The sequence below is a fragment of the Streptomyces sp. NBC_00045 genome (genome assembly GCF_045041095.1).
Taxonomy (GTDB): Bacteria; Actinomycetota; Actinomycetes; order Streptomycetales; family Streptomycetaceae; genus Streptomyces.
In genome coordinates, this window is record NZ_CP108271.1 from 7285939 (window position 1) to 7307419 (window position 21481).

General features: G+C 70.5%; 18 protein-coding genes. 8 read left to right on the plus strand and 10 right to left on the minus strand.

What is annotated here, in order from left to right; genetic code table 11:
- The first annotated feature begins 51 nt into the window (after positions 1 to 51).
- Genes OHA65_RS33705 through OHA65_RS33725 form a run of 5 tightly spaced genes read left to right on the plus strand, consistent with a single transcriptional unit; the run spans position 52 to position 7324 of the window.
- Positions 52 to 513 (plus strand): SseB family protein, encoded by a 462-nt coding sequence (locus OHA65_RS33705; RefSeq protein WP_327279910.1) that lies wholly within the window; start codon positions 52 to 54, stop codon positions 511 to 513.
- A complete protein-coding gene (locus tag OHA65_RS33710; protein ID WP_327279911.1) occupies positions 513 to 1076 on the plus strand; it encodes a hypothetical protein in 564 nt (187 codons plus the stop codon). Before OHA65_RS33705 ends, OHA65_RS33710 begins: the two co-directional genes overlap by 1 nt.
- Entirely contained in the window at positions 1076 to 5800 is a 4725-nt protein-coding gene (locus OHA65_RS33715) for a putative T7SS-secreted protein (protein ID WP_405763123.1), read from the plus strand. Before OHA65_RS33710 ends, OHA65_RS33715 begins: the two co-directional genes overlap by 1 nt.
- A 7-nt stretch (positions 5801 to 5807) precedes the next feature.
- A complete protein-coding gene (locus tag OHA65_RS33720) occupies positions 5808 to 6569 on the plus strand; it encodes a hypothetical protein (protein ID WP_405763125.1) in 762 nt (253 codons plus the stop codon).
- On the plus strand, positions 6566 to 7324 hold the full coding sequence (locus OHA65_RS33725) for a hypothetical protein (RefSeq protein WP_329315405.1): 759 nt from the start codon (positions 6566 to 6568) through the stop codon (positions 7322 to 7324). The genes OHA65_RS33720 and OHA65_RS33725 overlap by 4 nt, the downstream gene beginning before the upstream one ends.
- On the opposite strand, the gene OHA65_RS33730 is transcribed toward OHA65_RS33725, so the two are convergent.
- From OHA65_RS33730 to OHA65_RS33750, 5 genes are all read right to left on the minus strand, one after another.
- Positions 7321 to 8265 (minus strand): hypothetical protein, encoded by a 945-nt coding sequence (locus OHA65_RS33730; protein WP_327279915.1) that lies wholly within the window; start codon positions 8263 to 8265, stop codon positions 7321 to 7323. The two genes, OHA65_RS33725 and OHA65_RS33730, sit on opposite strands and share 4 nt — an antisense overlap.
- Positions 8266 to 8323: 58 nt before the next feature.
- Positions 8324 to 8740 carry an aspartate 1-decarboxylase gene (panD, locus tag OHA65_RS33735; RefSeq protein WP_327279916.1) on the minus strand — a complete coding sequence of 139 codons (417 nt, stop codon included), beginning with the start codon at positions 8738 to 8740 and terminating at the stop codon, positions 8324 to 8326.
- Between the two features lie 81 nt (positions 8741 to 8821).
- A complete protein-coding gene (locus OHA65_RS33740; RefSeq protein WP_327279917.1) occupies positions 8822 to 10159 on the minus strand; it encodes a hypothetical protein in 1338 nt (445 codons plus the stop codon).
- Positions 10156 to 11316, minus strand: coding sequence for a hypothetical protein (locus OHA65_RS33745; RefSeq protein ID WP_405763127.1), 1161 nt, complete (start codon positions 11314 to 11316; stop codon positions 10156 to 10158). The genes OHA65_RS33740 and OHA65_RS33745 overlap by 4 nt, the downstream gene beginning before the upstream one ends.
- A gap of 128 nt (positions 11317 to 11444) precedes the next feature.
- Positions 11445 to 12800, minus strand: a complete 1356-nt coding sequence (locus OHA65_RS33750; RefSeq protein WP_327279919.1) for a DUF6002 family protein — start codon at positions 12798 to 12800, stop codon at positions 11445 to 11447.
- Between the two features lie 180 nt (positions 12801 to 12980).
- Here OHA65_RS33750 and OHA65_RS33755 point away from each other — a divergent pair, with 180 nt between their 5' ends.
- Together OHA65_RS33755 and OHA65_RS33760 are read left to right on the plus strand one after the other, a co-directional pair.
- Complete coding sequence (locus OHA65_RS33755) at positions 12981 to 15410, plus strand: HelD family protein (RefSeq protein WP_405763129.1); 2430 nt, start codon at positions 12981 to 12983, stop codon at positions 15408 to 15410.
- A gap of 130 nt (positions 15411 to 15540) precedes the next feature.
- Positions 15541 to 16752 (plus strand): MFS transporter, encoded by a 1212-nt coding sequence (locus OHA65_RS33760; protein ID WP_371645715.1) that lies wholly within the window; start codon positions 15541 to 15543, stop codon positions 16750 to 16752.
- 62 nt (positions 16753 to 16814) lie between these two features.
- Here OHA65_RS33760 and OHA65_RS33765 read toward each other — a convergent pair whose 3' ends face one another.
- Positions 16815 to 18062 carry a helix-turn-helix domain-containing protein gene (locus OHA65_RS33765; RefSeq protein ID WP_327279922.1) on the minus strand — a complete coding sequence of 416 codons (1248 nt, stop codon included), beginning with the start codon at positions 18060 to 18062 and terminating at the stop codon, positions 16815 to 16817.
- A gap of 70 nt (positions 18063 to 18132) precedes the next feature.
- Entirely contained in the window at positions 18133 to 18294 is a 162-nt protein-coding gene (locus tag OHA65_RS33770; protein WP_327279923.1) for a hypothetical protein, read from the minus strand.
- A gap of 208 nt (positions 18295 to 18502) precedes the next feature.
- On the opposite strand from OHA65_RS33770, the gene OHA65_RS33775 reads away from it, so the two are divergent.
- The gene (locus OHA65_RS33775; RefSeq protein WP_328764557.1) at positions 18503 to 19126 is read left to right on the plus strand and encodes a hypothetical protein; all 624 of its coding nucleotides are present in this window, start codon (positions 18503 to 18505) and stop codon (positions 19124 to 19126) included.
- Between the two features lie 119 nt (positions 19127 to 19245).
- Here OHA65_RS33775 and OHA65_RS33780 read toward each other — a convergent pair whose 3' ends face one another.
- The 3 genes from OHA65_RS33780 to OHA65_RS33790 are packed head-to-tail and all read right to left on the minus strand — an operon-like array spanning position 19246 to position 21470.
- Positions 19246 to 20058 (minus strand): phytanoyl-CoA dioxygenase family protein, encoded by an 813-nt coding sequence (locus tag OHA65_RS33780; protein WP_327279925.1) that lies wholly within the window; start codon positions 20056 to 20058, stop codon positions 19246 to 19248.
- A 40-nt stretch (positions 20059 to 20098) separates the two neighbouring features.
- On the minus strand, positions 20099 to 21238 hold the full coding sequence (locus OHA65_RS33785) for a glycine amidinotransferase (RefSeq protein ID WP_327279926.1): 1140 nt from the start codon (positions 21236 to 21238) through the stop codon (positions 20099 to 20101).
- A gap of 22 nt (positions 21239 to 21260) precedes the next feature.
- A complete protein-coding gene (locus tag OHA65_RS33790; protein ID WP_327279927.1) occupies positions 21261 to 21470 on the minus strand; it encodes a ferredoxin in 210 nt (69 codons plus the stop codon).
- Between the last annotated feature and the right edge of the window lie 11 nt (positions 21471 to 21481).

A 21481-nucleotide genomic window follows, 5' to 3' on the forward strand; every position in this document is an offset into this window, starting at 1 on the left:
AAGGTATTGTTTTTCCCTCGTGTGCGGATCATGCGGAGGGGGCGCACCGCGATGGGGTTGACCGAAGAGATCGCCGACTACCGCGAGGGCCGGGGGGATCCGGGGCGTTTGGTGGGCGAGTTCCGCCGCGCCGCCCTGCTCGTTCCGGTCGCCGGCACTGCCGCTGCCGCTGCTGGCGGCGCTGGTGGTGACGCCGCCGGTGGGCTGATGTCGGCCCTGTCGGGCGGGATCCGCTGGTTCTACGCGTTCACCGACGAGCAGGCGCTGTTCCGGTTCGCCCGGGCCCGTGGGGAGGACGGCCGCGAGTGGCCGTTCCTGGCGGTCCTCGGCGCGCGGCTCGTCGATGCGGTCGTTCCGCAGGTGGACGGGCCGGCCGGGGTGGCGGTGAACGTGGCCGATGCGGACGGCTCGATGCTGTTCCCGCCGGTCGCGGGGATCGTCCCCGATGAGTGTGCCGTCGACGTCGCTGCCGACCGGGCTGCCGGCCGCGCCGCCGGCGGGGCGGTGGCCTGATGGCGGGCGACGGGGACCTGGAGGTTTCGCCGGCGGCGGTCGCATCGATCCAGGTCGGGCTTCGGGCCGCGATAGCGGAGTTGCGGGAGTCCGGCGATGCGGCCGGGGCCTCGCAGGGCGCGGGTTTCGAGAACCTGTCGATGACCGGGATGGAGACCGGGCACGCCGGGCTCGCCACGGACTTCGAGGACTTCTGCGAGCGCTGGGAGTGGGGAGTGCGCGCCCTGATCCAGGACGCCTCCACCCTGGCCGCGAACCTCGGCATCGCCGCGGGGACGATGTGGGAGGAGGACCAGTACATCCAGGGCGCGTTCAAGGTGGCGGTGAACTCCGCGTACGGCAATCCGCACGCCAGCGAGGACGAGATCGAGCAGAAGGACTGGGGCGACATCTTCAGCGCGGACGTCTACGAGCCGGACTACAGCGCCGAGTCCTTCGAGAAGGGCGCGCAGGACATCAAGCAGACCTGGTCCGACACCAAGGACACGGTGACCTCCACCGGCAAGATCGGTTCGCTGAAAGACCTGCTGGACCAGGCGAAGGGCGACGGGGGCGGTAACTGATGGGCTGGCGCGACTACATACCCGACTCCGTCGAGGACCTTGCCGAGGACGCCGCCGAGGGGGTCGGCGACGCCATCGAATGGGCCGGCGACAAGACCGCCGACCTGGCGGAGGAAGTCGGCCTCGACGATGCGGGCGACTGGATCCGGGACAAGTCACGCTCCGCCGCCAACCGGCTCGGCGCCGACGTCGCGGAACTCGAACTCGGCCAGACCGAGGACCCGAAGAAGCTGGTCTACGGCAGCCCTTCGAAGATCCGCGAGCAGGTCGCCCACCTGAACGACTTCAGGAAGGCCTTCGAATCCGTCGGCAACGGCCTCAAGAGCCTCACCCGGCCGGACGGGCTCAAGGGCGAGACCGCCGGCGCGTTCCGCGATTCGGTCGCGAAGGAGCCGCCGCGCTGGTTCAAGGCCTCCGACGCCTTCGGGAAGGCCGCCGACGCCATGGGCCGTTTCGCGGAGACGGTCGAGTGGGCCCAGGGCAAGGCCAAGGAGGCGCTCGACGACTACAACAAGGCGAAGAAGGCCTCCGAGGACGCCCGCACCGCCCACAACAAGCTCGTCAACGCATACAACGACGCGTACACGGCGAAGAAGGACAACCTGCCGCCCCGTCCGGGGAAGGACTACCCCGACCCGGGCAAGGCCATGGCCACGGCCGCGCAGGACAAGCTCGACAACGCCCGCAAGCAGCGCAACGAGGTCGCCGAGAACCTCCGCACCGCCATCAAGGCGGCCCGGGACGCCGCCCCGCCCAAGCCCTCGTACACCGAGCAGCTCGGCGACGGCCTCGACTACCTGGACCTCGCCACCACCCACCTGCTCGGCGGCGTCGTCAAGGGCACGGCCGGCATCGCCAACTTCGCCCGCGCGCTCAACCCGATGGACCCCTACAACCTCACCCACCCCGCCGAGTACCTCACCAGCCTGAACTCAACGGCCGCGGGCCTGGTCACCATGGCCAACGACCCGTGGGGCGCCGGCAAGCAGATGCTCGACGACTTCATGAAGGACCCGTCCGAAGGCGTCGGCAAGCTCCTCCCCGAACTCATCGGCTCCAAGGGCCTGGGCTCGCTGAAGAAGGTCGGCTCCGCCGCCCGGCACCTCGACGACGTCAAGGGCCCGAAGGTGCGCGAACGGGTGGAAGATTCCCCGGACGGCACCCACAACACCGCGGACGGCGACCGCAACGGCGCCGGCGACCCGGTGGACCTCGCCACGGGCCGGATGTTCCTGCCCCAGACCGACATCGAACTCCCCGGCATCCTGCCGCTGGTCTTCACCCGCCGCACGGAATCCGGCTGCCCGGTCGGGCGCTTCCTCGGGCCGGCCTGGACGTCCACGGTCGACGAGCGGTTGGAGATCGACGAGGCCGGCGTCATCCACGTCACCGCCGAAGGCCTCCTGATCGCGTACCCGCACCCGGCTCCCGGTCTGCCCACCCGGCCGGACAAGGGCAGGGCCCGTACCCTGCTGGCCCGCGACGCCGACGGCGACTACACGGTCACCGAGCCCGACAGCGGCCTGGTCTTCCACTTCGCCGCCCCCTCCGGAAGCGAACCGGGCGGCGACGGCGAAGCGTGGCTCTGCGCCATCACCGAGCGCAACGGCCACACCATCACCGTCGACCGGGACGAGGACGGTCTGCCGCTGGCCCTGGTGCACTCGGCCGGCCACCGGGTGAACTTCACCGTGGGAGACGGCCTGGTCACCGCCCTGTCGTTGGCCGGCGCGGGCGAGGGCGGCGCGGACCTGCCCCTGATGGGCTACGGCTACGAGGACGGCAACCTCACCACGGCCACCAAGCCGTCGGGCGCCACCACCCGCTTCGTCTACGACGACCGCCGCCGCGTCATCGCCTGGATCGACTCCAACGCCAGCCGCTACGACTACGTCTACGACGACCGCGACCGCGTCGTGGCGGAGGGCGGCGAGGCCGGCCACATCCAGATCACCCTGTCGTACACCGAGCCCGACCCGCAGACGGGCCACCACACCACCACCTTGACCACCCCCGACGGACATGCGACCCGCCACCTCTTCGGCCCCGGCTGCAAACTCCTGGCGATCACCGATCCGCTCGGCCACACCACCCGCTTCACCTACGATCCGCGCGGCAACCTGCTGTCCCGCACCGACCCGCTGGGCCTCACGACCGTCTTCTCGTACGACGAGGAGGGCCGCGCCGTCCGCGCCGTCCGCCCCGACGGGAGCGAACTGCACACCGTGCGCGGCCCGTTCGGCCTGCCCGTGGAAGTCTTCGCGCCGGACGGCGCACGCATGCTCCACGAGTACGACGAACGGGGCAACCGCACGGCGGTCACCGACCCGGCCGGCGCCACCACCCGCTACACCTACGACGACGGGGCCCGCCTCACCTCGCTCACCGACGCCGGGGGAGCCACGACCCACGTGGTGTGCGACGCGGCGGGGCTGCCCGTGGAGGTGACCGACCCGGCCGGCGCCGTGACCCGCACGGAGCGCGACGCCCTCGGCCGACCGGTCCTCATCACCGATCCTGTGGGCGGTGTCACCCGCCTGGAATGGAGCGCCGACGGGCAGCTCGCCCGGCGCACCGGCCCCGACGGAGCCACCGAGTCGTGGACGTACGACGGCGAGGGCAACCTGCTCGCCCGCACCGACGCGACCGGCGCGGTCACCCGCTTCGAGTACACCCACTGCGACCTGCCGGTCGCCCGCACCGGACCCGACGGCGCACGCTACGAGTTCGAGCACGACTCCGCGCTGCGCCTCACCCGCGTCACCAATCCGCACGGGCTGACCTGGACGTACACGTACGACGCCGCCGACAACATCGTCTCCGAGACCGACTTCGACGGCCGCACCCTCACCTACCGGCTGGACGCCGCGGGCCGGTTGGCCGCCCGCGTCGACGCGCTCGGCGGGACCATCGCGTTCGAACGCGACCAGCTCGGCCAGGCGATCACCAAGGACGTCGACGGCCGGGTGACGCACTACGCCTACGACCGGGCCGGACGGCTGCTGGAGGCGGCCGGACCGGACGGGGAACTGCGCTACCAGTACGACCGTCGCGGACGCACCAAGACCGAACTGGTCGACGGCCGCCCCATCAGCTACGCCTACGACGTCCTGGGCCGCCGCACCCGCCGCACCACACCCACCGGACACGTCACCTCCTACGCCTACGGCGCCGACGGACAGGCCCACCGCCTCACCACCGGGGGCCACCGGGTCGACTTCACCCACGACGCCGCCGGCCGCGAGCTCGCACGCGCCTTCGGCGACACGATCACCATGACCTCGGCCTGGGACGAGGCCGGACGGCTCTCCGAGCAGCAGGTGACCGCCGCGGGGCGCTCCGTCAACAGCCGTGCCTACGGCTACCGCGCCGACGGCCATCTGACATCCGTCGCGGACCGGCTGGCGGGCACCCGCACCTTCGACCTCGACCGGGCGGGCCGGGTGACCGCCGTCCATGCCCAGGGCTGGACGGAGCGGTACGCCTACGACGACGCCGGCAACCAGACCTCGGCGTCCTGGCCCTCCGGCCACCCCGGCGGTGAGGCCACCGGCCCGCGCACGTACACGGGAACCAGCCTCACCCGCGCCGGAGGCGTCCGCTTCGAGTACGACGCCCTCGGCCGCGTCACCCTGCGGCAGAAGACCCGGCTCTCCCGCAAGCCGGACACCTGGCGCTACGCGTGGGACACCGAGAACCGCCTCACCTCCGTCACCACCCCCGACGGGACGCGGTGGAGGTACCGCTACGACCCGCTCGGCCGCCGCATCGCGAAGCAGCGCCTGGCGGGCGACGGGGAGAGCGTGGCCGAGGAGGTCCGCTTCACCTGGGACGGCCTGACCCTGTGCGAACAGACCAGCCACCAGCCGCACCAGCCGAACACGGTCGCCCTCACCTGGGACCACCGCGGCGGCGTCCCCCTGGCCCAGACCGAGCGCATCCTCACGGCCGACGACCGCCAGGAGGAGATCGACCGCCGGTTCTTCGCCATCGCCACCGACCTCATCGGCACCCCCACCGAACTGATCGACGAGTCCGGCGACATCGCCTGGCGCTCCCGGGCCACCCTGTGGGGCACCACCGCCTGGTCACGCGACAGCAGCACCTACACCCCGCTCCGCTTCCCCGGCCAGTACTACGACCCCGAGACCGGTCTTCACTACAACCTGTTCCGCCACTACGACCCGGAAACCGGCCGCTACACCTCCCCGGACCCCCTCGGGCTGGCCCCCGCCCCGAACCCCGTCGCGTACGTGTCCAACCCGCACGGCGGGTGCGACCCCCTGGGCCTCATGCCCAAGTACACGAAGGAGGAGAAGGCAGAGAAACGACTCAACAAGGTCGTGGACGACGTCATCGAGAGGGCAGAGGACGGGGGGTTCAGGAAGCACAGTGAGTACCACGGGGACACGAGGCACGCGATGAGCGACGAACGGGTCACTGAAATCCTGAAGAATCCGGATGCCGTGTACCAGTCGACGGGAACAGGCCAGAGGCTCATCTTCCGGCAGGGCGAGGACATCGTCGTGCTTGACGGGCCCGGCCAGACCCAGGGCCAGGCCATTACGGCCTATGGCTCGTCCGGGCTCAAGGGCGATTCCGGCGCGAAGGCGCTCGGCGGGAATCCCACGGACCCCCACCCGCCGATAACCCACCAGGACCTCGTGGACGGCAAGGTTCCGCTGAAGGACGGATACATGGCCCCGGCAAAGCAGATCAGATGAGGCAGGAATGACCACGAAGTTGACGTTCGACGGCGACTGGCGCGCGACGCTGACGGACGAACCGATGCGCATCACGCCCCGCTTCACCGGTGACGCCTCAGTCGACATCGCGCCCTACGCGGATGTGGCGGAGCGTGAGCGCTGCCTCGCGGACACCTTCGGCAGCCAGGAGGTGCTGTGGGACGCGCCCGACGTCCTCCGGTTCGACACGGACAGCCGCGAGCTGGTCGCGGCGCAGTTCCACTGGCCGGAGGAGTCCGCCTCCGCCGCGGAGGTCGCCCGCCTTCCCCTCCTACCCGAAGTACGCCCGGGCGGGCTTCGCGCCGATGAGGCCCGCGACTTCCGGCACGAGAGGTGCTCGGTGCTGTGCCGGGCCCCCGGGGACGCTGTGCTCACCGGCCTGCGCGACCTCGACGTGCTGGACGAGCCGCTGGATGCCCGTATCGGCATCGCACCCGATGTCGCCCTCCTGGTCCAGCGCGGCGCCGTCGTCGGCTGGAGCCTCACCGATCCCGCGCAGTATCTGACCAGCAGCTTCATCGACCCTGATCCGGGTCCGCCGTCCCCCGCCACCCGCCGCCTGCTCACCGAATGCCTGGACCTGGTCACCACGCCGGTGGTCGAGGACGTGGTGGACGGCGAACCGGCCGCGCTGGCCCGACTGCGGGCCGCCGACGAGGCCCTGCGCGATCAGCGCGAGGACCGGCACCGGGCCGACGCCCTGCTCCAGCTGATCGCCACCTATGTGGAGGACTACGGGAACGGGTGAGGCTCACCCTCGACGGCGACTGGACCGCGACCGTGACGGACGAACCCCTGTGCATCGCACCGAGGTTCGCCTTCCGGGACTTCCGCGTGTGCATCGCGACGTACATGGACGTGATGGAGCGCGAGCGGTTCCAGCTCGACACGTTCGGCAGCCAGGGTTGGCTGTGGGACACGCCCGACGAATTCCGCTTCGATCCGGCGAGCCGGGAACTGGTCGGGGCCGAGTTCGACGTCCCCGGCGAGGCCGCCGATCCCGAGGACAGCGCCCGCGTTCCCGCCTCGCCCGCCGTCCGGCCGGGGGGTCTCCGTGCGGACGAGGCCAGGGACTTCCGTCTGGAAGTGACCACGGAGCTGTGCCGTGCTCCCGGGGACGCCGCGCTGACCTGCCTGCGTGACCTCGATGTCCTGGACGAGCCGCTGGACGCCCGCATCGGCATCGCGCCGGACGCGGCGCTCCTGGTCCAGCACGGAACCGTCGTCGGCTGGAGCCTCACGGATCCGGTGCGCTACCTGACCAGCGGCTACGCCGCCCCGGACCCGGCTCCGCCCGCCACGGCCACGCGGCTGCTGTTCACCCGCTGCCTGGACCTCGTCACCTCGTCGCAGCTCGACGCCCTGTGGAACCGCAATCCGGTCGCCCTGACCGAACTCCGTGCACTCGACCGGGCCCTGCGCGATCAGCGCGAGGACCGGCACCGGGCCGACGCGCTGCTCGCGCTCATCGCGGACCTGGTCGAGGACTACGGGACCGGCTAGCCCCGGGCGTGGTACTTGCGGCCTATCCAGCCGAAGAACGCGTCGGCCACCTGAGTGCGCTGGGGCTCGGGCATCATCGTGAAGCCTCCGTGGGCCGTGCTCCATTCGTTGAGGACGGGGCCTGAGTCGGTCATCAGCCAGTCGATGCACATCCACTCGGCATCCAGGCTCTTCGCGATGCGCTCGCAGTGGTCGGCGACCTGGAGGTGGTCGTCGTTCACCTCGATCGATCCGCCCTGGCTGACGCTGGCCAGGTAGCCGTCCTGCTTCGGGCGGCGGGTCAGGGAGGAGACCACCCGGCCGTCGGCCACGTACACCCGCATGTCCCCGTGGTGGGCGATCAGCGGCTGGATGATGTAGCCGGAGTCGCTCTGGGCCACGATGTCGACCGCGGCCGCGAGCTGCTGTTCGCCCTCGATCCGCAGGACGCCCGTGCCGCTGGACATCTCCCTGGGCTTCACGATGTACGGGCCGTCGCCGAGCATGCGCCGGGCCTCGGCGATCGCCCTGCGGGCGTACTTGCCCGGCGGGATGGTGACCGTCCCGGGCGTCGGCGCGCCCAGGCTCGCGGCGTGCTGCAGGAGCGCGAGCTTGTCCCGCTCCAGGTAGTCGGGGCCGTCGAAGGAGCGGTTCAGCAGGACCGAGTCACTCGCCGCGATGGTGCGGTAGACCGCGCGCAGGGCGTGCAGGCCCTGCGGGTCCGTGCTCATGTCCTCGACGATGTAGCACTGCCGGTGTTCCAGCAGATCTTCGCCGCGGTAGCGCAGTACGGGCTTCCCCACACAGGAGGGGATGAGCTCGGTCGCGCTGATCACCCGGAAATCGAACCCGCGCGGCTCGGAGAGCGCGGAGTAGCGTCGGGTGATGCTCTCCTCGAAGCGTTCCACCTCGGTCGGATCCGAGTCCTCGGACTGGTAGATCCACGTGATCAGGCCGTTCATCGTGCGTGTTCCCCGCTCGTTCAGGAAGGCAAGAAGTAAGGACGTCGTCGGCAGGTGGTCACCCGGCGACCAGGTCGCCGCGGAGCAGGCCGGTGCCGGCCGGGGCGTCGGCGGGGTCGCTGCCCTCGGAGAGCACCGTGTTCCGCTCGTCGACGAAGACCACGTGCGGCTTGAGGTCGCGGGCTTCCGCGTCCGAGACCTGGGCGTACGCGATGAGGATGACGAGGTCGCCGGGGCTGACGAGCCGGGCGGCTGCGCCGTTGATCCCGATGATTCCGGAGTCGCGGGGGCCCTCGATGACGTACGTGGACAGCCGGGCGCCGTTGTTGATGTTGACGATGTCGACCTTCTCGCCGGGCAGCAGGTCGGCGGCTTCCATGAGGTCGGAGCTGACCGTCACGGAGCCGACGTAGTGCAGATCGGCCTGCGTGACCGTCGCGCGGTGGATCTTGGACTTCATCATGGTGCGGAACATGGCGGAACTCTCCTCGGGCGGTGTGGGCGGTGTGGGTGGTGCGGGTGGTGCGAGTGGGCGGGCGCGGGGAAGAGCGCGGGGTCAGCGGGCCGCGAACGCCACGTTCGGCAGGGCGCCGTGACCGTTGATGCTGACGACTCCCTGCTGCTCGGGCGGGAGGTAGCGCACCATGCAGCCGGCGTCGCGGTGGTCGAAGAGGAACGGGCTGAAGACCGGCAGGACCTCGGCCCGGTGGGAGCCGCGGCCGTCCTCCTCCATGAATTCCATGAGGTGGGGGACCGGTTCCACGTACTCCTGGACGATGTGGTCCTCGGCGGCGGCCGCTTCCCGCACCGCCCGGCTCCAGACGTCGGGGGCGCAGCTGCGGCCGATGAGCACCTGCTGGCCGCTCATGCCGATGGCGGGCTTGAGGACGAACTCCTCGGGGTGGTCGAGCAGCAGCTCCGCGACGGGCTTGGTGGCGCCGCGCCACCCGGCCGGGCGGTCGCTGACGACGCGGGTCCACGGAAGGTAGCGGTCCACGGCTTCCCGCTCGCGGTCCGTCATCCACGGTCTCCCCTCGGAGACCCACCCCAGCACCTTCTTGTTGGCGATCAGATAGGCGCTCTGGGAAGCCAGCAGCCGGCACCCGGCGTCCAGCGCCTCCCGTACGGGGGCGAAGCCGATGCCGCGGTCGCGCCACTCCAGGACGGTGAAGTGGCGCAGCCCCAACTGGTAGCCGCGGCCCCCGGGGCGCCCGACGGCCGCGGGGAGCTCCTCCGGCTCGAAGAACTCCGCCTCCAGGCCCCGCTTGCGCAGGGACTCCGCCTGGATCTCGAAATAGCTGCGGGGCGCGTGCGCGTAGTCCCGCAGTGAGCCGACGACGGCCACGGCCGGCCTCACGCCCAGCTCGCGGACCGCCTTGACGAAGATCTCGTCGCGCACGGCCAGCGGGTCGACCGCGTGGAACGGCATCCGGTCGGGGCCGCCGAACGCCGCTACCCAGGCCGCGGAGTGCAGCGCGGTGTCCACCACTCCGCCGATGCCGGAGCCGATGTTGAATTCGAGGAACTTGGGGCCGGTCGCGCTCACCAGGACATCGGGCCGCGCCATGCAGGTGGCGTAGTCCTCCTCGGCGGGACCGTCCATGAACAGCGGGTACATCTGGGGGTCGGCGCCCAGCGCGGCGATGCGGCCGGCCGCGGTGGGCGCGGATTCCAGCAGACACCGGCGCAGCAGCCGCAGCAGTACGGACGACGCCGCGAAGAGTTCGTCGTAGGAGGCGCGGGGGAGCACGACGGGACGGGCCGAGACCCCCGTGGGGACGACATGGGCGTACTCGCCGGCCTTCACCCGGGCGAGTTCGCCGCTGACCTGCGGCAGGGGGAGCCGCGAGTCGAGCGGGAGCGGGGCGGACCCGTACCAGGGGGAGTGGTTCATGCGAGGGCCCCTTCCGTGGAGTCCTGGGCAGTGGCGCCGGTGGAGCCCTGCGGGACTGCGGCGAGGAACACGTCCAGGTCGATCATCCGGATGCGCTCCACGCCGGGAGACTTCGCCGAGTAGTCCGTGCGGGCCGGTCGTCCGGCGTCGTGGAAGTAGACCGCCTCCAGGACCCCGTCCGCCGCTTCGGCGAGCACGGGGTTGGCCACGAGGAAGTCCCGGACCTCGGGGGTGTCGCGGCGCACCTGAAGCCACAGCCGCTTGCTGCCGAAATGGTTGGGCGGCAGGACGACGCGGGTGCCGAACCGGCGCTTCCACTGGTAGGTGCCCTTGCTGAGGAAGGGTTCCGTGCCCTGGAAGTCGAGCCGGCGGACGCCGTGGTCGGCCGACCAGCCGATCAGGAAGTGGTAGACGGCCTTGAACGCGCCGTGGTCGTAGTGCTCCTGCGCGCCGTCGAGCACACCGAGCAGGCGCAGGGTCAGCGTGGCCGTCGTGCGGTCCCAGTGGCACAGTGCGCCGCCGACGGGTTCGCCGTCCTCGTACAGCGCGAACATCCGGCCGGTGCGGAACAGGCACTCGTAGGACACGTCCTTGGTCTCGGTCCGCTCCCGGTTCCCGTGCCGGTTGAACATGGTGGGCCGGTAGAAGCGGTCGTAGAAGACGTCGAACCACTCCGGATCGCGGACCGGGCCCCACCGCCAGTCGTGCCGGCGCGAGTCGCGGTTGAACTGCTCGCGCTCGCGCTTGGAGATGCGCCGGCGCGCGGACCCGGCGTCGTCGTCGGCATCGAAGTCGATGACGAAGTGCACGCGCATCGGGATGACGAGCGAGGCCGCCGTGGGCAGTCGACGTGCCCTGGCGGCGCTGGTGCCCACGATGGTGATGTCGGTGTCGGGCAGCCGGGCGGGGGACTTCAGGCCGCGCCCGGTCAGCTGCGCCATGACGCGCTCGGCGCCGTGCGCGCCGTCCTCACGGCGCAGTTCGGTGAAGTCGAGGGTGTACGCGAGCCCTTCGGCGAGACCGGAGTAGCTGACCGAGAGACCGCCGAGATCCGAGCGGGCGGCGGGGAACACCGCCCGGTCGCGGGTGTCCCAGGCGGTCCGTAGACGCGTGAGCCACGGGTTGCTGCTGTTGCGCCAGAGATATCCGGCACGCATGCGCAGGCGTTGGTGGATCGCGGATCGCGGGCGGGGAGCGCTTGGGGACACGTGACTCTTCCTCGGCGGTCGATCGGTGCTCGGTCGGTGGGTGGGTGCTCGGTCGGTGGTCGGGCGCGGCGGGACGCTTACAGGTCCGTGGCGTCGAGGACCAGCTGCCGCATGGCCTCGACGTCCTGGACGCGGTGGGCGTCGCGGACGGTCATGCTCGCGAAGTCGCCGGCCGCGTAGCTGCCGGAGCCGTGGACGAGGATGTCGTTCTGCGGTACCAGGCCCCGGTCGATGGCGTTGAGGATGCCGACGACGGCCATGACCAGCGACCATTCGCGGACCGCGGTCGGGTTCGCCGGGAGGCGGATGCCGGCCTCGGCGAGGAAGGCCCGGGCCTGTCCGTACCGGGCGAGGCACTCGGCCAGGGACACCACGATGCCGCCGCCGCCCTGCCCGTGGATCAGCTCGTTCATCCGCTCCGAGGTGGGCGGGTTGCGGGTGTAGAAGGTCGGGTCGAGCGTCTCCCGGGGGTCGAACGTGACCGCGGGGAACCGCGGGTTCTCGTCCTGGGTGAAGAGCCCGGTGTCGTCCTGGTACGCGTACGAGGGCAGGTGGCGCGGGTCCGTGGAGCCGTCGTTGTAGACACTCAGGACCATGTCCGGGGCGCCGAGGTGCTGGACCAGGAAGTACTGCGAGGCGGGGGTCCGGTCGCGGACCTCGGCGGGGAGCGTCGTCCGGCCGTAGGCGTGCCCGAGCAGGCCGTACGCGCTGGACACCGCGTGCACGTGCAGGCGGGGCTCGTCTGCCGCGGCCGGGAAGAACTCCGACTCGGCCAGTGCCCGGACCACGTCCGCGGCCAGGTAGTTCTCCAGCTGCAGCGTGTACCAGACGTTGGTCTTCCGGTCGACTTCGAGCTGCCGGCCGTACTGGTCGACGAAGCCGCGGGCGATGGTCTTCACCGTCCCGGGGTTGTCGCCGCTGTACACCGCGATCGGGTTGCGCGCCCGCAGCTCGGGGTCGGTGTGGAGCTCCGAGCCGCGCAGTTTGCCGACCGAGCCTTCCGGCACGATCACGACGACGTTGAGCTGGTCGGCCCGGACCAGGCCCGATTCGATGGCCCGCAGGACCGCGTCGCGCATGGCGCTGGCCTTGTTGGCCGATGACGGCGTGACGATGGTGACGCGCTGGCCGGTGTCCTGGATGAAGCGGACGGCCCGGGCCACGATGACGAGCGAGGCGAAGGTCTTCGTCGTCATCGTCGCGGGGTTCTTCGTCAGGTCCAGCAGCGCCAGACTCTTGCCCCGGTAGGCCGGCAGGGGCGAGTGCGCGACGGCGGAGACCGAGAGGTAGTCGCGCATCTGCGGCGTCAGTTCGGGCAGTTCGACGCCGGGCGTGAACTCGTCCGCGGCCGTGTCGCCCGGATTCCCCAGCAGGTCCCGCAGAGCCGCCCGGACCTCTTCGTAATAGTGGACGAGGGCGTTTTCGAGGAGCATGTCTTTCCCATCTGAATCCGCAGTCGTGTGGTGGGGTGCCGGGAGGACCGACCCCGAGCCGGCTCTGAACGTAGCCGCGCAGCCCGGCACGGCGGGACGGGTTGGCAAGAAATTGCCAATCGGGTGAAACGCAGATGGGGCCGCACGTAGCGTTCACCTGGCCGCCAACCTGGAGCAGATGTGACTTCCTCCCCGCCCATAGCGAGCGAACCGTCGGACACGGCGCGCGAGCAGACGTACCTCGACCTCCTGCACTCCCGTGTGGACACCCTCCGCGCGGAGCTGACCCGGGAACTGGCCGCGGCGCTGCGCGAACACGCGCGGACGGCGCAGGGGCAGCTGGAGCGCGGCGCGACCGTGGACCGGCTGGGCCGACGGCTCGCCGCACTCGACGCGGCCGAGAACGGACTGTGCTTCGGACGGCTGGACGTCTCGGACGGCAGCCGCCTGTACCTCGGCCGGATCGGCATACGGGGCCTGCGGCCGGAGGACGATCCGCTGATGCTCGACTGGCGCGCCCCGGCCGCGCGCCCCTTCTACACCGCCACCGCGGCCGCACCCCAGGGCGTGACCCTCCGCCGGTACCTGCACACCAGGGCCCGCACCGTGCTCCGGGTGGACGACGAATGGCTCGACAGCGCCGGCTCGGTGCCGGGGGACGTCCAACTGTCCGGCGAGGCCGCACTGTTGGCGGCGCTGCGCGCGGACCGGACCGGCCGCATGCGTGACGCCGTCGCCACCCTCCAGGCGGAACAGGACCGGATCATCCGCGCCCCGCACGCCGGAGTGCTCGTGGTGCAGGGAGGTCCCGGCACGGGCAAGACGGTCGTGGCGCTGCACCGGGCGGCCTACCTCCTCTACTCCGACCGGCGGCTGGAGGACCGGGGGGTCCTGGTCCTCGGCCCGAACCCGGTGTTCCTCGGCTACATCGGCCAAGTCCTGCCCGGCCTCGGCGAGACCAGCGTGCTGCTCTCCTCGGTGGGCGAGCTGTTCCCCGGTGTGCGGGCCGTGCGGGAAGAGCCCGGTCCGGTGGCGGAGATCAAGGGGCGGGCGGTGATGGCCGACGTACTGGCCGCCGCGGTGCGAGCCCGTCAGGCCGTGACGGACGGCCCGGTGGACGTGCTGATCGGAGGCGAGCAGCTCCGGCTGGAGCCCGCACTGTTGGCCGGCGCGGTGGCGCGGGCCCGGGACACGGCGCTCCCGCACAACCTCGCCCGCCCGGTCTTCTGCCAGGCCGTCATCGACGAACTGGCCCGCCGGCTGGCCCGGGTGATCGCTGACATCGAGGCCCGGTTCGAGCACGAGCTGGCCGCCGACGTCGACTTCGCCGCGGTGGACCGTGCCGCCGCCGACGACGTGATCGGAGTCTTCGGCGAGGAGGCGCAGCTGCTCGACATGGAGGCAGCGGCGCGGGTGGAACTCGCCGAGCGGGTGGAGTTCTGGCTCGACGCCCTTCCCCGCGACCCCGTCGTACGCAGGCTGCTGGAGGCGCTGTGGCCGCACCTGACGCCGCAGGAGCTGCTCGCAGACCTGTTCGCCGATCCGGACCGGCTGGCCGGGGCCGCGCCACAGCTCTCGGGCCCGGAGCGTGAACTGCTGCACCGCCCGCCCGGCGGTGACTGGACGCTGTCCGACGTGCCCCTGCTCGACGAGGCCTCGGAACTGCTCGGTGCGATCGCCGGACCCGGTCCCGACCACGAGGCGGCCGAGCGCGCCATGGAGCTCGCCTACGCGCAGGGCGTCCTGGACATCGCGCGCGGCTCCCGCACGGGCGAGGACGAGGACGCGGACGGCGCGGAACGACTGGGCGCGGCCGACTTGTTGGATGCCGAGCGGCTCGCCGCGCGGCACAAGGAAGCGGACCTGCGGACCACGGCCGAACGCGCTGCGGCGGACCGGACCTGGGTGTTCGGCCACGTGATCGTCGACGAGGCGCAGGAGGTGTCTCCCATGGTGTGGCGGCTGCTCGTGCGCCGCTGCCCCACCCGCTCGTTCACGGTGGTCGGAGACGCGGCCCAGACCGGCGAGGCCGCCGGCTCGACCTCCTGGTCCCAGGCGCTGGAACCCTTCTTCGGTACGCGATGGCGGCTTGAGCAGCTCACCGTCAACTACCGGACCCCCGCGGCCGTCATGGCCGCCGCGGACAAGGTGCTGGCCGCGATCGACCCGGCGCTCCGACCGGCGAAAGCGGTACGTGCCGGCGACGCCGCGCCGTGGCGCGAGCAGGTGCCGAGCAGCGGCCTGCCGTCCAGGCTGGCCGAGGTGGTGGCGGCGGAGGCGAAGAGGACCGGGGACGGCCGGGTCGCGGTGCTCGTGCCGCAGGCCGACCTGGAGCGGCTGGCCGAGGCCGTAAGGGCCGAAGTCCCCGACACCTCGTGGGGACCGGACCCCGATCTCGAACGCCGGGTCGTCGTGCTCAGCGTCCGCCAGGCGAAGGGGCTGGAGTTCGACTCGGTGGTGCTGGTCGATCCGCAGGCCGTCCTCGACGCCTCGCCGCGCGGCCTCAATGACCTCTACGTCGCGCTGACGCGCTCCAGCCGCCGCCTCGCGGTGCTCCACCCGGGACCGGTTCCCGCGGTGCTGGAGGACCTGCCGGAGGGCGGGAACTGAAGGAATGCCCTGAATTCAGGGGAGGGTTGACGCCTGCTCGACCGTATGCCTATAAACCCGTATGACTTCAAGTGTTCAGAATGATTCCGATGTTGATCCACCCGCCACCTCGAAGACTCCCCTCCGTAAGATGCGTGGATTCCGGAATTTCTGGCTGTCCCGGGCAGTATCGGGGCTGGGGTCGGCAATCACCACGGTGGCACTGCCGGTACTGGTGTACCAGGAGTCGAAATCCCCGGTACTGGTGTCATTGGTCGCCGCGGCGGGAACTCTGCCCTACCTGGTATTCGGCCTGATCGCGGGCGCGGTTGCCGACCGGGTGGACAGGCGGCGCCTCATGGTCGGGGCGGACTGGCTGAACGCGCTCTGCCTCCTGACGATCCCGACGGCCTGGGCGTTGGACGCCCTGACCGTGGGGCAGGTCATTGCCGTCGCCCTCGTGTCGTCCAGCCTGGCCCTCTTTTTCGACGCGGGGGTTTACGGGTTCGTCCCGTCGGTCGTCGGAAAGGAGAACCTTGCCGAGGCCAACAGTGCGCTGTACGGGGCGGAAACGGTCGTCCGGATCGCCGGTACGGCGGTGGCCGGCGGCCTGATCGCCCTCGTCCAACCCGTCGGCACCCTCGCCGTGGACGCCCTGTCGTTCGCCGCGTCGGCCCTGCTGATCAGGGCGATCGCCGGCAAGGCAGGATCGCGGACCGCGCCGCCGGGCGGCCGGCCGGGCTTCAAGGAATCCGTGACCGAGGGCCTTCGCTTCCTCTGGAACCACCCCACCCTGCGCACCATGACCGTGGTCGGCACCCTTCAGTCCTTCTCGGGCGGTGCGATCGTCGGCCAGCTGGTCGTATTCGCCGACCGGGGTCTGGGAATCCACGACGGCGACGCCCGCATCGGATTCCTTTACACGGCGTGGAGCGCGGGAGGGATCGGCGGATCGCTGATCCTCCCCAGGCTGCTGCGGCGATTCGACGCATTCCAGATCCTGCTCGGCGTGCTGCCGGTCGGAGCGCTGCTCGGACTGGTGGTCGTCATGGTTTCCGATTGGCGCATCGTACTGGTGGCGCTGACGGCCTGGGGCTGTGCCTATCTCGCCGTTCTGGTCAACACGATGACGTATTCCCAGGAAGTCACCCCGGCCGAACTCCAAGGCAGGGTGAATACCACACGGAGAATGCTTTCATCCGGCCTCGGTGTACCGCTCGGCGCGCTCGTGGCGAGTTCCGTGACCGTGCGGTTCGGAATTCAGGCCGGAATGTCCATGGCGGTGGTTTCCATCGGGCTGGCGGCGGTCGTCGTCTGGGCCGTACAGCTCAAGAGGACGGTCCGCCCGGCAGGGACGGCATAGGGCGGAGCAGACACGAAGGCGGGGCCGGTGCACGGAACGCGTGCACCGGCCCCGCCTCCACGTCATGCGTGGCTGTTGCCCTCTCCGTGGGCCAGGGACTCGGCGAGGGCCCGCCAGGCCTCGGCCGCGAGCTCGACGCTGCCGGCCTCGCGCGCCTCCTTGGCGATGCGTTCCAGGGCGCCGACGGCAGCCACCCGGTCGCCCTCCACGACGGCCAACTGGTTGCGGAGGATCTCCAGCCCCACCCGGTCCCGGCCGCCCACACCCGCGGGCGCCTCGCCGAGACGGTCGCTCATCTCCCGCGCTTCGGCGAACCGGCCATCATGGAAGGCGAGCTGGCACTGCAGGATGAGCAGTTCGCGGTGGTGGAGCGGCATTCCGACCAGGTCGGCCGCCGACGCGGCCTCCTGCAGGCGCAGTCGTGCCTGCCCGGTGTCGCGCGGATCCATCTGTAGGTACATCGAGGCGGCGGCGAGGCGCAGCCGCATCCAGAGGACGGGATCCTCGTTGCTGGGCATCAGCTCAAGCGCCCGCCGGAGCAGCTCCGCGGTGGCCTTGGCGTCGCCCTGGCGGACGGCCACCGCGGCGGCCGTCCACAACACCTCGATCTGCAGGCGCATGGGAACGTCTTCGGACAGCGCGTCCGCCAGCTGGTCCAGGCGCGTACGAGCCTCGACCAGCCGACCGCTCTCCGCCTCGACCGACACCAGCGTCAGCAGGGCTTCGACGACATCGCCGCGCGGCAGCCCGTTGTCGACCGACAGCTGATAGGCCTCCTCCGCGACGGCGCGCGCCTCGGGGAGGTTCCCCGAGGCGCGGTGCCGGCGTGCGAGCCGGACAAGTGCCCTCGACTGCATGTCGAGTTGGCCGATTTCGCCTCCGAGGGCGACCAGTTCCTTGAGGGTCTGGAGCTCCTCGACGGCCTTCCCCTCCGTCTGGTAGCAGCGTGCGAGTATCCACTGTGCGTGCCAGCGCAGGGAGGCGTCGCCGTCCCATTCCTCCTGGAGGGCGTCCTCCAGGACCCGGGCCATCTGATGTGACTCGCCTATGGTGGCGACCTTCGCCACGGCCTGGGCGAGCGGGCTGCCCGCGGAGACGCGGAACACCGATGGTGAGACTTCGAGCTGGGCGCACAGGTGCGACAGGACGCGCGCCGTGGGTGGCCGTGTGCCCGATTCCAGGCGCGACAAGTACGCGCCGGACATCTCGCTGCCCGCGAGCTCGGATTGCGACAGCCCGCGGGCCAGCCGCAGAGCGCGGAGCCGGCGACCAAACATCGGCTGTTCGGGAATGCTCTCCTGCCTAGACATGTCGAGAGGTTCCAATAATTCGACAGCCTTGTCAAACCGGTCTCAAGATTGGCATGTTTTGGCAGACGTTTTACGGCCAGCCGATCTCGGACCGCAGCAGGGGGGAATTCGAATCGGCAACGATCTTGAAGTGGGAGCCTTCGGCAGGGGATTCCGACTGCCCGGTATATACGAGGGCGGCGGCCATGAGCAGTCCGACGAGCGCGATTGCCCTTTTGACCTGCGTCTTCATACTTTCTCTCCCCTTTTGTGAACCTTGTCGCCACATGGAAACCGTGTGGTGCGATGAGGCGGTCAGGCTTTTGTCGTCTCATCCCTGCGGCGTGGTCGCCACTCAACCATGGTGTCCAGAGTCTGGCAAGGTCTTGTCAGATGTTTGACAAGCCTTGCCGGCGCACCTACGCTCCCCCTCGCCCAGGCAAGAGCAAGGAGGGCTTGACATGCAGGTGAACTTCGCCGGACCGCCGCAGATCCGCCGTGCCATACACGAGGCCAGTCGGGAAGTGGTCTTGGTCATGCCCCGCAGGTGCGCGTTCGAGGAGCAGGTGGACCTCACCGCCGCCCACAGCGTCAGCATGGACTCCGACGTGAGCGTGAAGGTGTACGTGCCCCCGCCCGGCCAGGGGTCTTCCGATGACCGCGCGGGCCGGCTCGCCAAACTGGCGCAGGACGGCATGGAGATCCACTCCGGAGCCGCCCACGGCCCGCGCATGGTGATCATCGACCGTTCGGTCCTCATCTGGGCGCGCAACCAGGAGGACTACAGCAGCGGCGCGCTGATCGGCCACATGCTTCCGTTCACTCCCCTGCTCCTGCGCTCCCTGACCGCACCGCAGCCCACCGACGAAGGCGGGGATCCGGCCATGGAAGGGCTGGATTCGGTCTCCCGCGAGGTGCTCCGCCAGCTCGCCCTCGGCTCCAAGGACGAGGCGGCGGCCCGTGAGATGGGCATGGCCCTGCGCACGTACCGCCGCATGGTCGCCCGCCTGATGGATTCCCTCGACGCCCGCAGTCGCTTCCAGGCCGGCTACCTGGCGGCGCGGCAGAATCTGCTCGGGGTCTGACGGCCGCGGCGGCCCCGTACCTGAAAAGGGTGCCCTCGACCGGCACGGGATTCGCTGTGGATATCGAATCCGCGCAGGTCAAGGGCACCCTTTTCGGGTGGTCGAAGATGCCTTTGGAATCAGAGCTCGGCGCCCGCCTCCAGCGCGCTGATGGGGGTCGCGTCACGACTGACCAAAAACTCCGGCCGGGTCGGGGCCGCGGGCGCATTGCTCACCGCGTTGTACGTGATGAGCAGCAGCGCCCGCCGGTCCGCCGAGAGGTTGTTGGACGAGGAGTGGACGATGCTCGGGTGGAAGGCGTAGTACGAACCGACCGGGCCCTCCACGGAAACGGTCCCGCGTTCCGCCGCGAGGGCCGCCGCCTTCTCCGCCGGGACGGTGTACTCCAGATCGGCGGAGACGTGCTGGCGCCAGTCCCCGGTGGCCTCCTTGGCCGCGACGTCGTCCTCGACGAGGCCGAAGCGGTGGCTTCCGGGTATCACCTGGAGCGGACCGTTGGCGGCGTGCACGTCATCGAGGAAGACCGCGATGTTGACGGCCTTGTCATCGGGCATGCCGTCCTCCTTCTCCCAGAACGCGTAGTCCTGGTGCCAGGGCCAGGCGGCTCCCTCGTACGGCTGCTTGAGGTTGACCTTGAACTGGTAGACGTACACGGGCTCGCCGATGAGGGTCTGCGCCAGGTCGACCATCTCCGGCAGCCTGACCAGCCGCTCGCAGGTGTCGTCGAAGAGGTGGCAGCCGTGAATGGCCCGGACGACGTCCGTACCGCTCTCGTAGACGACCTCGGGGCGGGCCTCCGAGCTGATCTGTTCGACGCTGGCCCGCAGCTTCTTGATGTCGAGCTCGGTGAAGCGCCCCGGGGCCCGGTACCAGCCCTCCGCGTCGTAGCGGGCCTTCACATCGGTCTCGGTGGCGACGGGTGTGCTCGTCATGGTGTTCCTTCCGGTGGAGAACGTACGGCGGTGCGGCGCGTCAGCCCAGGTAGTCCTCGGCGCCGCCGGCGCGCACCGTGTCGAGGGTGAAGCAGTGGAAACCGCCGCCGAACAGCCGGCGGTGCCGGTGGCGCACCGGCACGACCGTGAACTTGTGGTCCTCCAGCGTGCGGATGAGCGTCTTGCAGGCGTCGTTGACCATGACCGTCGACTCGTCGATCGAGAGCAGGTTCAGGTCGATGTACGGGCTCGGCGGGATCGGGTCGCCGTTCTCGTACTGCGGGTAGTCCTCCAGCGCCGGCGTGGGCGCGACGATGACGTCCCACTTGCGCAGCGCCTCGGGCAGGTAGTCCCGGACGCCCTCGGAACGCAGCAGCAGGAGCCCGGGGCGCAGCGCGACGATGACGCTGTCGATGTGGCTCTGCGTGAGCTTGTGCATGCGGTGGACCCGGAAGCGGCCCGCGAGGTGGCGCTCCAGCCAGTCCACGGCGAGCGCGTGGTTCTTGTTGGAGATGTTCACGATCACGTCGCGGCCGAAGCGCAGCGCGTTCGCACCGTCGATCAACATTTCCAGGCCGACGTCGTACGGGGAGGGCTGCGGCTCCAGCGGTACCTCGACGTTGGGCGCGGCCGTGGCCACGTTGCCCGGGTCGAAGGAGTTGTCCGTCATCACCGGCCGCGGCATGGTCGTCCAGCGGGCCCCCTGGAGGAAGTACTCCTGGAAGACCGACGCGAGGAACTTCGTCTCGAAGTACCGGGCACGCAGCATGGGCGGGGTTTCGATGATCTCGTCGCCGAGGATCAGCGTGTTGTCGCGGACGTTGAGCGGCGGCGTGACCGGCGCGGACCAGAAGGGCGTGGAGACGCCGCGGTCGAACTTCTCCGGCGCCATCGGGCGGTGCACGGTGATGCCCAGCGACCGGAGCGTGTCCGCCATGCCCTCCACGTCCTCGACGAGTTCGTCGGCGAGCCGCTGACGGAAGGCGATCCGCTCGGGGGACTCGTCGGTCACGCCGTCCTGCGACACCCGGATGGACGGGTAGTAGCCGCGGGCTCCGGTGAGGTTGTCGCTGATGAACATGTCGAAGGTCAGGTCGCGGACGCGCTGGGCGTAGTTGTCGGCCGATCCGACGATGACCTCCTTGAGCGAGGACCATTCGTCGTAGCTGTTCAGGGCCATGGGTGGAGTACCTCCTGGATGGTTACGGGGTGTTGCCGGGGGCGGAGGCGACGATCGCCTCGACCGGGCAGAGTGCGGCGGCCTCGCGGACGGCCTCGTGCAGGTCCGGTGTCGGCCTGTCGTCCAGCAGGAGGACGGTGCCGTCCTCCTCGTCCTGGTCGAAGACCTCGGGCACGGCGAGGGCGCACTGGCCCGACCCGACGCACGCGCCGGGCTCGATGGTGAGACGCATGGGTGGTGCTC